This window comes from Lysobacter yananisis (genome assembly GCF_031199375.1).
GTDB lineage: Bacteria > Pseudomonadota > Gammaproteobacteria > Xanthomonadales > Xanthomonadaceae > Lysobacter > Lysobacter yananisis.
Genome location: NZ_CP133568.1, coordinates 1678716 through 1691621, shown reverse-complemented (window position 1 = coordinate 1691621; position 12906 = coordinate 1678716). Strand labels below are relative to the sequence as shown.

Below are 12906 nucleotides of genomic sequence, written 5' to 3'. Positions count from 1 at the left end.
AAAGCCGGGGCAAACGTAAGGCAAAAACCGAGGCGAGGGTTGGTTCCGACGCTCGGCGGAATCCAGTTCATCGCCTCGCTTCGCAACCGATCCGCGCTTCAAGCCGCCGCGGATTCCTCAGCGGGAGCCTCTGGGTCGCTTTCTTCTTCCGGCGTCGACTCGTCCGGCGCCGAGCGCTCCGGCGATGCCGCTTCCGGCGCGGCGTCGGGTGCGGCATCGGCGCCGAGCAGGTCGATGCGGCGCTCGCTGCCGTCGATGGCCACCTCGATCAAGCGGTAGCTCCAACGGTCGGCCTCGCGCGTGCCTTTGACGTAGATCCGGCCGCTGCCCTTGGGGCCCTTGATCGGCAGCGACAGGTCGGCCTCGCCGCTGTCGTTGTTGGTGGTCAGCGAGCCCTGGAAGCCCATGCCGGTCTCCAGCGGTTCGCCGAACGCGGCGCGTATGTCGGGGTTGGCCTTGGCCAGGTCCATCGCGTGGCGCACCGGTTCGCTGCCGCTCATCAGCCCCGATACGCCCTTGATGCCCAGCCCGATCAGGCCGGCCAGCGCCAGCGCGGCGAACAGCAGCACGCTGAGGCAGCCGGTCGGCACGAACCATTTCCAGTTGCGGCCGAACCAGCCGGGATTGGGGCGATCGTTCATTGCGCACTCCTTTCGCAGTGGAAGCCGTAGTGTCGCCCGCCGCCGCGGCCGGCACCACCCGGCGGCGGTCAGGTCTGGCCGATCGACGCCAGCGCCGCGGCGCGCGCATGCAGCGCGGTGGTGTCGAACAACGGCAGGTCGACGTCGTCCGCGCCGAGCAACAAGCCGATCTCGGTGCAGCCCAGGATCACGGCCTGCGCGCCGCGCGCGGCCAGGCCGTCGACGATGCGGCGATAGCCCTCGCGCGAAGCGTCGCGGATTTGTCCGACGCACAACTCGTCGTAGATCACCCGATGGACGAAGTCGCGCCCGTCCGGCTCCGGCACCAGCACCTCCAGCCCGTGGCGTTCGACCAGGCGCCGGCGATAGAAGTCCTGCTCCATGGTGAAGCGCGTGCCGAGCAGGCCGACGCGGGTCAGGCCGGCGGCGCGGATCGCCTCGCCGGTGGGATCGGCGATGTGCAGCAGCGGAAGCTGTGAAGCCCGCTCCACCGCGTCGGCGACCTTGTGCATGGTGTTGGTGCAGATCACCAGCAACTGCGCGCCGCCGTCGCGCAGCGCGCAGGCAGCGCGGCCGAGCAGGGCGCCGGCGGCGTCCCAGTCGCCGGCGTGCTGCAGGCGCTCGACCTGGGCGAAGTCGACGCTGTACAGCAGCAGGTGCGCCGAATGCAGGCCGCCGAGGCGCTCGCGCACGGTCTGGTTGATCAGCCGGTAGTACGGCAGGGTCGATTCCCAGCTCATGCCGCCGAGCAGGCCGAGGGTGCGCAGGTGGGGTTCGCTCATGCGGCGAGTATAGGCGGGGCGTCGCGGGTCGGGCGGAAAGCGTCGGGCCTGAAGGCCCTCCCACAAAAGCCGGCCACGAGCCCGCGCGGGCCGTTGTGGGAGGGCCTTCAGGCCCGAGGCTTTCCTGTCGGCCGCGCAGAACCCCTCAAGGCTTAGCCGCCGCGCCGAACGTCTCGCCGAAGAAATCCCCGCGATTCCACGCCGGCCGCGCCTCCTCGCCGGCGATCGCCTCGCCGATGCGCGCGTTGAGCCGCGCCAGCCGCGCCGCGTCGGCGTACTGGATCGGCTGCGAGGCGTCGTCGCCGGGCTGGTGATAGTCGCCGCGCAGGAACGCGCCGAGCTGGCCCCGGGCCGCCTCGCTGCCCGACAGGCCGCCGATCAGGTACACCGCCGGCACGCCGCGGCGGATGAAGGCGTACTGGTCGCTGCGGATGAAGATGCTTTCCTCCGGCATCGGGTCGGCCGACAGCGCCACCCCGGTCTGCGCGGCCGCGCGCTGCAGCACCGCCTGCAGGCTGGAATGCTCCACGCCGATCGCGATCGCATCGCTGGTCGGCGCCAGCAGCACCGGCATGTCCATGTTGACGTTGGCCACCAGCGCCGCGCCGGCCGGGGTGGGATGGCCGGCGAACCAGTGCGCGCCGAGCAGGCCCTTCTCTTCGCCGGTCAGCGCCACGAACAGCAGCGAGCGCTTGCGCGGCGCCGCGCCGCGCTGCAGCTGCCGCGCCGCCTCCAGCATCACCGCCACGCCCAGCGCGTTGTCGAGCGCGCCGTTGTAGATCGCATCGCCACGCACCGGCGCGCCGATGCCGAGGTGGTCCAGGTGCGCGGTGAACACGACATGCTCGTCGGCCAGCGCCGGTTCGCGTCCAGGCAGGCGCCCGACCACGTTGCGCGACAGGGCCGATTCGAGCCGGTTGCGCACCGCCAGGCTCAGCGTGCCGGGCAGGTCGTAGCCGCGCAGCCGGCCGCTGCGGGCCTGGCGGAACAGCTCGCTGGCGCTGCGGTCGCCGGCATCGAGCACGGCGCCGGCGCGCGCGGCGGCGACCTGGGCGACCACACGCAGCTGTGGGAAGGTGTCGAGCGCACCACCGTCGGCGCCGCGCAGGCGCATTCCGGGCTTGTCCCACTGGCGCGCGCTGCGCTGCCACGGGTAGCGCTTTTCCTCTTCGTCGGTGGACACCATCACCGCGCCGACCGCGCCGCGCCGGGCCACCGCGGCGAGCTTCTCGCGGTTGGAACTGTAGAACGCGCGGCGGTCGCGGTCGAAGCGCGCCGGCGCGCCGTTGAAGAACACCGCGATCTTGCCGCGCAGGTCGATGCCGGCGAAGTCGTCCTGCTCCAGTTCGGGCGCATAGACCGCCTGGCCGACGAACGCGGCCGGCGCGGTCACTTCGGCCTGGCCGCTGGCGAAGTCCGGCAGCGGCAGGTAGTCCTCGCGAAAGCGCAGTTCGACCGCGCCGAGCGCGCGCTCGATCCGGAACGCGCCGCCGCCGTCGATGCGCTGCGCGCGCAGCAGCGGCACCGTCTGGAAATAGCCGCCGTCCTCGCCGCCGGGTTCCACCCCCATCGCGCGCAGGCGCTGGGCCACGTACAGCGCGGCCAGATCGTAGCCGCGGGTGCCGGTTTCGCGGCCTTCCAGCAGGTCGTCGGCGAGGAAGCGCACATCGGCTTCGATCCGGCGCGCCTGCGCGTGCTGGCCTTCGGCGGCGGACGCGGCGGCGGGCGCCGCCGCCGGAGCCACCGGCGCGGCGGCGCGCTGGCATCCGGCCAGGGCGAGCAGGGCGCAACCGCACAACGCAACGAGACGGCGCATCGGGCCTCCGGCGACGGCGCGACGGGCGCGCACTGCCGGCGACGCTAGCACCCGCCGCGGCGCGCCGCCACGCCGGCCGCGGCGCGTTCACCGACGTGGCGGAGCGCCAAGCCGGTCGCACAAACGCGCATGCGCGCCGCAACGGTGGCAGTTCCGGCGGCCGCGCCGCGTTGGTCCAAGCACCTTCCCGCTTCGGAGCCGCGCCATGAACCTGCTGCCCTCGCCCATCGTCGCCGCCTACTGCCAAGGATTTTTCGGCGCCGACGGCCCGGCCTATGTCGAGCGGGTGAAGCGCTCGGGCTTCAACACCGTCGTGCTGGCCCTGGGCCACGTGCATTACCGCGACAGCGAGCCCGACGCGTACTACGGCGATGTCTACTACAACAACACCGAGATCGTCGCCAACGGCAGCTACGTCGGCCCCGCCGGCTGGGCCGGACTGATCGGGCAGCTCAAGCAGGGGCCCGACGCGGTCGAGCGCGTGCTGTTCTCGATCGGCGGCTGGGGCGTGGGCGATTTCGCCAACATCGAGCGCCTGATCGCCGAATTCGGCACCGGGCCGCAGAGCCCGCTGTACCGGAATTTCCTGGCGCTCAGGCAACTGTTCCCGGCCATCGACGCGATCGACCTGGACAATGAGGAAGGCCTCGACCAGGCCAGCATGGTCGCGTTCTGCCGCATGCTCGGCGCGATCGGTTTCCAGGTCACCTTCTGCCCCTACAACGATCAGGCCGGCTGGATCGACTGCCTGGCCGAACTCGAATCCAGCGACCCGGGCCTGGTCGTCGGCTTCAACCTGCAGTGCTACGCCGGCGGCGGCGGCAACGATCCGGCCGACTGGATCCGCGCCTTGCGCGCGCGCCTGGGCAACGGCTTCCCGGCGAGCTTCGTGATCCCCGGCGTCGACACCGGCGGCGGCCCGGCGCAGGTGCGCGCGCAGTTCGCCGGCTGGGCCGGCGACGGCATCGGCGGCGGCTTCTTGTGGACGTTCGAAGGCGCCGGCCCGCAGCCGCGCGACTATGCCCGCGCCATCGCCGCCGGGCTCGGCGCCGACGCCTCGGTGGCGGCCTGAGCGCCGGCGCGGCTCAGACCCGCAGCACGTAGAGCGCGAACAGACCGGCCAGCAAGCTCAGCCACAGCAACGCGCCCAGGACCAGCCAGACGTAGTTGAGCGCGCTCAGGCGGCGGTTGCCGTCGCCGTCCGGGTCGCCGCAGGCGAGGTTGGCCGCACGCTGCAGGCGCAGCAGGCTCAGGCCGACCGGCGCCAGCAGCACCAGGCTGGCGACGTCGGTCAGCGGCGAGCCGATCTCGCGCGAGCTCAGCCGGTCGAGCGCGCTGCTGGCGATCTGCGAGACGACGTAGATCGTCGCCACGGTGCCGGGCGCCCAGTCGTAGCGCTCGCCGCGCGCGCGGACGGCCGCGTCGATGCGGCCGGCCAGGGCGTGGGCGAAGAAGATCGAGAAGATCGCCCGCGCCACCGGCCACAGGGTTTCGCCGGGATGGCGGCGGCGGTAGCGCGCCCACTGCATGTAGAACCAATACAGCTGGTAGAGGCCCAGGGTGAAGAAGAACAGCAGGCAGAACTTGAGCGGCGCGACCACGTAGAACTCGTTGCCTTGCCCGCTCGGCGCGGGCACGACCACGTCGCTGGCGGGCGGGGCGTAGACGTTGTCTTGCATGCGGCGGCGCTCAAGGGGACAGGCGCCAGGATAGCGCGGCGGCGCGGCGCGCACGCCGCGCGCGCCGGTCGCGGCGGAGTCAGTCGAAGAAGACCGACACGCCGATGCCGCCCTGCCAGTCCGGCGCGGCGTCGTTGAGCCCGGCGTCGAGCGAGGCGTCGAGCTGGATCGTCGGCGTGGCCATGAACGTCACTCCGGCGCCGGCCACGCCGGTGTCGGGCGCGCGTTCGGTGCGGGTCCAGCCGGCCTCGACATAGCCGCCCCAGCGCGCGCCGAACGCGCGGCTCAGGCTCGGCGAGAACGTCCACGCGTCGGCGCCGCCGCTGCGTTCGACATTGAGGTACAGCGAACCGGAGGTGGCGTCGTCGAAGTCGTAGGCGACCGTGGCGCCGAGCGCGTACTGGTCGCGACCGTCGCTGAAGTCGCGGTCGCCGGTCGCGACCGCGGCGCTGCCGAGCAAGCCCCAGCTGAATTTTTCGTGGCGCGACGGCAGCGCCAGCTTCAGCGCCAGCGCGGTGTCGCCGGCGCCGCGCGCGCTGTCGCGCTGGCCGCCGCCGCGCTGGCGCGAGTAGTTGTACGGCGAACCCGACAGCTGCAGTTCCAGCCGGTCGGTCAGGCCCAGGCGCAAGGTGGTGGCGGCGCTGTAGCCGGTGCTGCGCACGCCGCCGCTGCGGTCGCGCTCGAAGTCCGGCAGGCCCTGTTCCCAGGCGAAACCGCCGCGCGGCAGGGTGCCGGTGGAGAACGCGATGCCGGGCCGGTCGAACGCGGGCGTGTCGGTTTGCGCCTGCGCCAGCGCGGGCGCAACCAGCGCCGTCGCCAGCCACGCCAACGCCGCGCGCCGCGGACTCAAGGCTTGATCCACTGGCCGCCCTGCATCTGGCAGGCCTGTTGCACCGTCGCCAGTTCCTGCGCCGAGCGCTTGTAGTAATAAATCCGCGCCTGCGTGCCCCTGGGGTTCTCGCACACGCCGCCGGCGCCGGTGGGGCAGGCCGCGACCACGCGCGCATCGGCCTGGCCGCCGAGCTCCGCCAGGCCCGGCACCTCGCCGTTGCACTGCTGCTTGAGCTGATCGGCGGCGACGTTCTGGTCGGTCTCGGTGCACTCGTTGATGACCATGCCGCCGACTTGGCCCTGGATATGGCAGGCGCTCTTGGCCTGCGCGAGGGTCGGCAGCGAGGCGATCGCCAGCGCGGCGAGAACAAGGCAAAGACGTTGCATGGCGGGCTCCGTTCGCAAGGGGAGACCACGACGACGCGACGGCGGAGGCCGCGGCCGCGCTGCGTGGACGCGGCGCCACTGTAGCGCGGGACGGCGGCGGCCGGCATGGCGCCGCGCGCGAACCGCCGACCGCGCCGCGCTCAGGGTTCGACCGGCTTGGGTTTGGCGTACCACAGCGCGTTGACGATGATCCAGCGCTCGCCGAACTTGCCGAGATGGAAGAAGTCCACGAACCACGGCGTTTCCGCGCGCGCGACCGCGACGTTGCCGGCGACGTCGAGCGCGGCGCAGCTGCGGTTCCACTGCGCCTTCGGCGTTTTCAGCGCGCCCTGGCGGGTCAGTTCGACCAGTTCGTCCTTGCTCATCCGGCGCAGGCCGAGCGTCTCGTCGGCGGTTGCGCCGAGCACGCGGCGCTTGGCCAGGTCGGGATGCAGCGAGCGCGCCACGCGCGCGGGATCGCCTTCGAGCTGGCCGTCGAGGTAATCGAAACAGGTGGCCTCGATGGCCGCGCGGGTGGCCGGATCGATGCCGGCGGACGCGGCATCGGCGGGCGCGGCGAACGCGGCGGCCAGGACGGCGACGGCGGCGAGGTGGCGCAACGGAGCGTATGCGGTCATGGACGAGTGCCTGTTCGCGGCGCGACCCGGCCGATCCGGCGCGTCGCGGCGCCACGCTGACGCGACGCCGGCGAGCATGTCCGCAACGGCGGGCGGATGCATATGCCGTTGGTTATCCCCGGCGGATGGTCGGTAGGCGGCGTTCGCGCCCGCTCAATCCTCCAGACCCGCCTCGTCAGCGGCGAACGAATCCATCCCCGCGTCCAGCTCGAATCCCGCCGCGAACAGATCCGACTGCGCCAGCGCCTCACCCTCCTCGGCGAATCCCGACAATCCCACGCCCACCAACCGGTACAACGTGTCCGCCGGCAACTCGACCCGCAGCCGCAATGCGCTGGCGATGTCGGCCAGCTCGCGCTCGCTCGCCGGCGGCTGCGGCGGGGTCAGGCTGCGGGTCAGGATGCGGAAGTCGGAGGTCTTGAGCTTGAGCACCACGGTCCGGGCGATGCGTCCGGGCCGGCGCTGCAGTTCGCGCCGGTAGCCGGCCCAGGTCTTGCCGGCCAGCGCGCGGATCCCATCGCCGGTGCGCTCCAGCGGCACGTCGCGCTCGAAGGTGTCTTCCGAGGAAATCTGCAGGGTCGGCCGCTCGGGCTCGACCGGGTGATCGTCCAGGCCGTAAGCCAGTTCGTGCAAACGCCGGCCCCAGCGGCCGAAGCGCTGTTCCAGCGCCTCGCCGCCGAGCGCGCGCAGGTCGGCGACGGTGGCCACGCCCACGTCCGCGAGCTTGCGCTCCATCACCTTGCCCACGCCGGGCAGGCGCCCGACCGGCAGCGGCGCCAGGAACGCCTCGACCTGGTGCGGCTTGACCACGAACAGGCCGTCGGGCTTGTTCCAGTCCGAGGCGATCTTGGCCAGGAACTTGTTCGGCGCGACGCCGGCCGAGGCGGTCAGTTCGGTTTCCTCGCGGATCGCGGCGCGGATCGCCTGCGCGGTGGCGGTGGCCGAGGGCAGGCCGGTCTTGGTCGCGGTGACGTCGAGGTAGGCCTCGTCCAGCGACAAAGGTTCGATCAGGTCGGTGTGGCGGGCGAAGATCTCGCGCACCTGGCGCGAGACCGCCTTGTAGCGCACGAAGTCCGGCGGCACGAACACCGCCTGCGGACACAGCCGCTCGGCGCGCACCGCCGGCATCGCCGAGCGCACCCCGAACACCCGCGCCTCGTAGCTGGCCGCGCACACCACCGAGCGCGCGCCGCGCCAGGCCACCACCACCGGGCGGCCGCGCAGCGACGGCTCGTCGCGTTGCTCGACCGACGCGTAGAACGCGTCCATGTCGATGTGCAGGACCTTGCGCGGAGGGACGGACACGGGCGGAGACGGGCGCGGGCGAAGTGGCGTGGCGTGCGGATGCGCGCATGGTAGCCGGTCCGCCCGCGTCCGCCGCCGCGCGCGGCTCAGTAGGTCGGTTCCAGCACATCGCCGTCGTTGAGGCCGGCGCCGTACTGGCCGTCGCCGAAGGGATACACGTCCGGGTCGTCGAGCGCGGCGAGCAGGTCCTGGTAGGCCTGCGGCGCCGAGGCCTGCCAGGCCGAGGTCTGGCCGAGCACGATCACGGTGTCGATGTCGTAGTTCCAGTCCTGCAGGATCGTGGTCACGGTGGCGACATCGGCGCTCGCGAACAGCGTGCCGTCCTGGTCGTAGAGCGACAGATGGATGCCGATCACCTCGGTGCCGTCGTTGTTGCGCGCGCAGATGCCGATGCAGGAACTGAAGGCGGTGAACTGCACGGTGGGCTGGGTCTCGTCGCCGACCGGGGCCACGTTGGCGTTCGCGCTCCAGCGGCGTTCGGGAATCGCCAGCGGGGTGCTGCAGGGTTCGATCTGGTAAGCCATGACACGCTCCGGTAACCGCGGCGGGATCGCCGCGCACCGACGCTGGACGCCGGCGCGGCGCCGCGCCATGCGGGCCGGGTCCGCAGGCGGCGGCCGCGGGCGCGCGCATTCACGTGGCCGGCGCAGCGGCGTTCATCGCAGACATGGACCTGCATGCCACGCCGCTTCCGCCCGCCGCCGCCGCCGCCGCGGCCGCCCCGCCTTGTTTCGCCGGACTGCCGACGCCGGACGGCGAAAACTTCCATGCGCTGTGCGAGTTCTGCCAACGCCACCGGGTGCAGACGCTGGCCGCGTTGCCGTGGGCGGCGGCGGAAATCGCCGAGTCCTGCGGTTTCGCCGCGATGCTGCGCCTGGTCCATCGCCACGGCGGCCGCCGCGTCTACCTGCCGCGCGGCCGCGGCGCCTGCGCCTCGCGCCTGGGCCTGGACGCGGAGTTGGACGCGGCCGTGCACCGTCGCCTGCTCGACCGCGCCAGCGCCGCCGGCACCATCGAAATCCCCTCGGCCTGGGGCGTGTTCGTGGCCTTGCGCCGGGTCGCGATCCGCGCCGCGGTGCGCGCCGGCTGCGACCAGCGCGAGATCGCCCACGCCTTCGGAGTCACCGAGCGGCATCTGCGCCGCGAGGTCGACGCGCTGCGGGCTTGAAGCGCGCGCGCGGACGGCCGCCGGGAGACACGCGGTCTGCATGCCCCGCGTCGCTGTCGCCCGGCGCCTGCCGCTGTCTCCCAAGCTGAACAGCGACGCGCGCGCACAACGCCCAGTCACCGACTTCGGCGACAATGGCGCCCCCTCGCCGCCAGCGCCCGAGAGCCATGTCCGCCGTACCCACTCCCAGCTCCGCCATCTCCCTGACCCGCTACCTGATCGAAGAACAGCGCGCCGGTCGCATCAACGCCGACCTGCGCCTGCTGATCGAAGTGGTCGCGCGCGCCTGCAAGTCGATCTCCATCGCGGTGGGCAAGGGCGCCCTCGGCGGCGTTCTGGGCGATGCCGGCACTGGCAACATCCAGGGCGAAGCGCAGAAGAAGCTCGACGTGCTCAGCAACGAGATCCTGCTCGAAGCCAACGCCTGGGGCGGCCACCTCGCCGGCCTGGCCTCGGAGGAAATGGACACCTCGCACCCGATTCCCGACGTCTACCCGCGCGGCAACTACCTGCTGCTGTTCGATCCGCTCGACGGCTCGTCCAACATCGACGTCAACATCTCGGTCGGCACGATCTTCTCGGTGCTGCGCGCGCCCGACGGCGTGACCCAGGCCGAAGACAAGGACTTCCTGCAGCCGGGCACCGCGCAGGTCTGCGCCGGCTACACCACCTACGGCCCCAGCACCATGCTGGTGCTCACCATCGGCCACGGCACCCACGCCTTCACCCTCGACCGCGAGGTCGGCAGCTTCGTGCTGACCACGCGCGACATGCAGATTCCGGCGGACACCCAGGAATTCGCGGTCAACATGTCCAACCAGCGCCATTGGCAGCCGCCGATGCAGCGCTACGTCGGCGACCTGCTCAGCGGCAAGCAGGGCCCGCGCGGCAAGGACTTCAACATGCGCTGGGTGGCCTCGATGGTCGCCGACGTGCACCGCATCCTGACCCGCGGCGGCATCTTCAGCTATCCGCTCGACGCCAAGTGCGCCGACAAGGGCGGCAAGCTGCGGCTGATGTACGAAGCCAACCCGATGGCGATGCTGGTCGAACAGGCCGGCGGCGCGGCCAGCACCGGACGCCAGCGCATGTTGGAAGTGCAGCCCACCGGCCTGCACCAGCGCGTGCCGGTGTTCCTGGGCAGCAAGCGCGAAGTCGAGACCGCGGTGCGCTACCACCACGAGTTCGACGCCGAGCAACCGTAACGTTTCGCGCAAACCGCGGCGGCCGGCGGCCGCCGCCGCGGTTGCGTCGCCCTTCGCGCGACCGATGCGCTGCGAATTTCGCGATCCCGGCCGCCGCGCCTGCCACGATCCAATGCGCCCGCCGCGCGCCCGCGCCACTACCTGTAGCTATCGCAGCCGCCGCGCTGCGAACACTCCGCCGAAAACGCACTAGGACGAGACGACCGGCCGTCGGTGGCCGGCTTTCGCGAGCCACTGCGTTGGAGTAAACAACAGGGAATGTTTGCGCGTTTTTTTTGCGCCCGCGGGGACAGATCATCATGGCCAACGGTATCCACAGCGAGCGGGCGCAGCGCTACGCCGCGCCTGCGCTAAACGTCGCCAAATCTCCCGCGAGACGCGGCGAGCCCGCGCGCGAGCTGCTCTACCTCAGCCCCGGCGGCGCCGGCCGCATGCACGCCCTGGCGCCGCTGCAGAGCCTGGGCTGGAACCTGCGCCGCGCCAACGACGCCCGTGCCGCGCTGCGCCAGCTGCAATCGAGCCCGCGCCTGCCGCATGCGGTGCTGATCGACCTGCGCGAAGGCTTCCAGGCGCGCGATCTCGACGAACTCGGCCCGGCCCTGGCCGCGCACAACGCCGGCTGGATCGCCGGCATCGCCGCCGCCCAGCTCGAACACGAAGCCACCCGCCGGCTGATCCGCGACTACTGCTACGACTACGTCACCCTGCCGTGTCCCGAGGCGGTGCTGCACACCGTCATCGGCCACGCCTACGGCATGGCCGCGCTGGCCTGCGGCGCCGGCGGCCACGGCGCCGACGGCATCGGCGTGGACGGCATGATCGGCCAGAGCGAACCGATCCGCGCGCTGTGCCGCAGCCTGCACAAGGTCGCCGGCACCGACGCGCCGGTGTTCATCGCCGGCGAGACCGGCACCGGCAAGGAACTCGCGGCGATGGCCGTGCACCGGCACTCGCCGCGCGCGCGCCAGCCGTTCGTGGCGATCAACTGCGGCGCGATCCCGCAACACCTGGTGCAGTCGGAACTGTTCGGCTACGAGCGCGGCGCCTTCACCGGCGCGCAGCAACGCAAGCTCGGCCGGATCGAGATGGCCCACGGCGGCACCTTGTTCCTCGACGAGATCGGCGACCTGCCGCTGGACAGCCAGGCCTCGCTGCTGCGCTTCCTGCAGCAGGGCACGATCGAGCGCCTCGGCGGCCACGAACCGGTGCCGGTCGACGTGCGCATCGTCTCGGCCACCCACCACGATCTCGACCGCGCCGTCGTCGACGGCGGTTTCCGCGCCGACCTCTACCACCGCCTGTGCGTGCTGCGCCTGCAACAGCCGCCGCTGCGCGAGCGCGGCGGCGACATCGACCTGCTCGCCGACCACGCGCTGCAGCGCTACGCGCAGGAGACCTCGCGCGGGATCAAGGGCTTCTCGCCGTGCGCGCGCCAGGCCATGCACCGCCATCCCTGGCCCGGCAACGTGCGCGAACTGATCAACCGGGTGCGCCAGGCCGTGGTCATGGCCGAAGGCCGCTACCTCACCGCCACCGACCTGCACATCGGCGACGCCTGCGGCGGCGCGCCGGTGACCCTGGAACAGGCGCGCGACACCGCCACGCGCGAAGCGATCGAACGCGCGCTGCAGCGCAACCGCGGACGGCTGGGCGAATCCGCGCGCGAATTGGATGTGTCGCGGGTGACGCTGTACCGGCTGATGCAGCGGCTGGGCATGCGCGGAGCCGAGGAAGTCGCAGGCGAAGAGACGGCCGCCGGCTAAGCTGTGTCGGTGCAATCACCGACACAGGGAACAGGATGGATCCTCGCATCTCGGTCAACAAACTCGGCGAATACATGACGGCCACGCCGGCCCGGCGGCGGCAGATCGTCAGGGACCAAAAGCACGTACCGGCGGTCAAGGCCGTGCGCTACCAACATGCGCGCGAGGCCATCTCCGGCCTGATCGCGTCCGGCCTGGCCGACGGCGCGCGCGCGCACGGCATCGCCCAGGCGCTCAGGCGCGAGGCCGGCGGTTCGGAGTTCGAAACCCAGGACCGCGCCCACTCCGCCGACGCCATCGACTCCTTCGTCGAACTCAGCGCCGGGTTCGACCTCGATTCGCTGGTTCCGGTCGCGGCCGATGCGCGGTGCGCGGACGGGATCGAGCTGGCCGGCGTGCGCGTCGTCGCCCGCCCCGATGCCTTGCTGCTCGATCCGCAGTCGGGCGAAGCGGTCGGATGCGTCAAGCTGCACTTTTCCAAGAGCCAGCCCCTGAACGAGACCGGCGCGAACTACGTCGCCGCCGCGCTGCAAGCGCACCTGGAACGCAAGCTGTCCGCTCCCGGCGTGGTGCGGCCTTCGCGCTGTTACGTGGTGGACATCGCCACCCGCAGGATCTACACCGCGCCCAAGGCCAGCAAACGCCGGCTCGACGGCCTGACCGCCGCCTGCGCGGAAATCAAGGACCGCTGGGACAGCCTGTGAGGTAAAAA

14 protein-coding genes are annotated in these 12906 nt (G+C 71.9%); 5 read left to right on the top strand and 9 right to left on the bottom strand.

The window, feature by feature from the left end; translation table 11 throughout:
* Nucleotides 1-98 precede the first annotated feature (98 nt).
* From RDV84_RS07195 to RDV84_RS07185, 3 genes are all read right to left on the bottom strand, one after another.
* The gene (locus tag RDV84_RS07195) at nt 99-641 is read right to left on the bottom strand and encodes a cytochrome c oxidase assembly factor Coa1 family protein (protein ID WP_309152916.1); all 543 of its coding nucleotides are present in this window, start codon (nt 639-641) and stop codon (nt 99-101) included.
* A 68-nt stretch (nt 642-709) separates the two neighbouring features.
* Nucleotides 710-1423, bottom strand: coding sequence for an aspartate/glutamate racemase family protein (locus RDV84_RS07190; RefSeq protein ID WP_309152915.1), 714 nt, complete (start codon nt 1421-1423; stop codon nt 710-712).
* A 145-nt stretch (nt 1424-1568) separates the two neighbouring features.
* Nucleotides 1569-3239, bottom strand: coding sequence for a M28 family peptidase (locus RDV84_RS07185; protein WP_309152914.1), 1671 nt, complete (start codon nt 3237-3239; stop codon nt 1569-1571).
* A gap of 205 nt (nt 3240-3444) precedes the next feature.
* Between RDV84_RS07185 and RDV84_RS07180 the strand changes: the two genes are divergently transcribed.
* A complete protein-coding gene (locus RDV84_RS07180) occupies nt 3445-4311 on the top strand; it encodes a hypothetical protein (protein WP_309152913.1) in 867 nt (288 codons plus the stop codon).
* A 13-nt stretch (nt 4312-4324) separates the two neighbouring features.
* Here RDV84_RS07180 and RDV84_RS07175 read toward each other — a convergent pair whose 3' ends face one another.
* From RDV84_RS07175 to RDV84_RS07150, 6 genes are all read right to left on the bottom strand, one after another.
* On the bottom strand, nt 4325-4918 hold the full coding sequence (locus tag RDV84_RS07175; protein WP_309152912.1) for a hypothetical protein: 594 nt from the start codon (nt 4916-4918) through the stop codon (nt 4325-4327).
* A 79-nt stretch (nt 4919-4997) separates the two neighbouring features.
* Complete coding sequence (locus RDV84_RS07170; protein ID WP_231783908.1) at nt 4998-5768, bottom strand: transporter; 771 nt, start codon at nt 5766-5768, stop codon at nt 4998-5000.
* Nucleotides 5765-6136 carry a hypothetical protein gene (locus tag RDV84_RS07165; protein ID WP_309152911.1) on the bottom strand — a complete coding sequence of 124 codons (372 nt, stop codon included), beginning with the start codon at nt 6134-6136 and terminating at the stop codon, nt 5765-5767. Before RDV84_RS07165 ends, RDV84_RS07170 begins: the two co-directional genes overlap by 4 nt.
* Nucleotides 6137-6276: 140 nt before the next feature.
* A complete protein-coding gene (locus tag RDV84_RS07160) occupies nt 6277-6753 on the bottom strand; it encodes a nuclear transport factor 2 family protein (protein ID WP_309152910.1) in 477 nt (158 codons plus the stop codon).
* A 153-nt stretch (nt 6754-6906) separates the two neighbouring features.
* Nucleotides 6907-8058 carry a DNA polymerase IV gene (gene dinB / locus RDV84_RS07155; RefSeq protein ID WP_309152909.1) on the bottom strand — a complete coding sequence of 384 codons (1152 nt, stop codon included), beginning with the start codon at nt 8056-8058 and terminating at the stop codon, nt 6907-6909.
* Between the two features lie 86 nt (nt 8059-8144).
* Nucleotides 8145-8582 carry a hypothetical protein gene (locus RDV84_RS07150; protein ID WP_309152908.1) on the bottom strand — a complete coding sequence of 146 codons (438 nt, stop codon included), beginning with the start codon at nt 8580-8582 and terminating at the stop codon, nt 8145-8147.
* A 143-nt stretch (nt 8583-8725) separates the two neighbouring features.
* On the opposite strand from RDV84_RS07150, the gene RDV84_RS07145 reads away from it, so the two are divergent.
* The 4 genes from RDV84_RS07145 (at nt 8726) to RDV84_RS07130 (ending at nt 12898) form a co-directional block, all read left to right on the top strand.
* Nucleotides 8726-9226 (top strand): hypothetical protein, encoded by a 501-nt coding sequence (locus RDV84_RS07145; protein ID WP_057949689.1) that lies wholly within the window; start codon nt 8726-8728, stop codon nt 9224-9226.
* 167 nt (nt 9227-9393) lie between these two features.
* Entirely contained in the window at nt 9394-10431 is a 1038-nt protein-coding gene (locus RDV84_RS07140) for a class 1 fructose-bisphosphatase (protein WP_078996076.1), read from the top strand.
* A gap of 299 nt (nt 10432-10730) precedes the next feature.
* Nucleotides 10731-12194, top strand: coding sequence for a sigma-54 dependent transcriptional regulator (locus RDV84_RS07135; RefSeq protein ID WP_250448571.1), 1464 nt, complete (start codon nt 10731-10733; stop codon nt 12192-12194).
* Nucleotides 12195-12229: 35 nt separating this feature from the next.
* A complete protein-coding gene (locus RDV84_RS07130; RefSeq protein WP_057949691.1) occupies nt 12230-12898 on the top strand; it encodes a hypothetical protein in 669 nt (222 codons plus the stop codon).
* Nucleotides 12899-12906 lie beyond the last annotated feature (8 nt).

What these genes read in the sequence shown, in the direction of transcription:
- RDV84_RS07195 (WP_309152916.1), bottom strand. Translation starts at nt 641, where the DNA reads ATGAACGATCGCCCCAATCCCGGCTGGTTCGGCCGCAACTGGAAATGG.
- RDV84_RS07190 (WP_309152915.1), bottom strand. Translation starts at nt 1,423, where the DNA reads ATGAGCGAACCCCACCTGCGCACCCTCGGCCTGCTCGGCGGCATGAGC.
- RDV84_RS07185 (WP_309152914.1), bottom strand. Translation starts at nt 3,239, where the DNA reads ATGCGCCGTCTCGTTGCGTTGTGCGGTTGCGCCCTGCTCGCCCTGGCC.
- RDV84_RS07180 (WP_309152913.1), top strand. Translation starts at nt 3,445, where the DNA reads ATGAACCTGCTGCCCTCGCCCATCGTCGCCGCCTACTGCCAAGGATTT.
- RDV84_RS07175 (WP_309152912.1), bottom strand. Translation starts at nt 4,918, where the DNA reads ATGCAAGACAACGTCTACGCCCCGCCCGCCAGCGACGTGGTCGTGCCC.
- RDV84_RS07165 (WP_309152911.1), bottom strand. Translation starts at nt 6,136, where the DNA reads ATGCAACGTCTTTGCCTTGTTCTCGCCGCGCTGGCGATCGCCTCGCTG.
- RDV84_RS07160 (WP_309152910.1), bottom strand. Translation starts at nt 6,753, where the DNA reads ATGACCGCATACGCTCCGTTGCGCCACCTCGCCGCCGTCGCCGTCCTG.
- RDV84_RS07150 (WP_309152908.1), bottom strand. Translation starts at nt 8,582, where the DNA reads ATGGCTTACCAGATCGAACCCTGCAGCACCCCGCTGGCGATTCCCGAA.
- RDV84_RS07145 (WP_057949689.1), top strand. Translation starts at nt 8,726, where the DNA reads ATGGACCTGCATGCCACGCCGCTTCCGCCCGCCGCCGCCGCCGCCGCG.
- RDV84_RS07140 (WP_078996076.1), top strand. Translation starts at nt 9,394, where the DNA reads ATGTCCGCCGTACCCACTCCCAGCTCCGCCATCTCCCTGACCCGCTAC.
- RDV84_RS07135 (WP_250448571.1), top strand. Translation starts at nt 10,731, where the DNA reads ATGGCCAACGGTATCCACAGCGAGCGGGCGCAGCGCTACGCCGCGCCT.
- RDV84_RS07130 (WP_057949691.1), top strand. Translation starts at nt 12,230, where the DNA reads ATGGATCCTCGCATCTCGGTCAACAAACTCGGCGAATACATGACGGCC.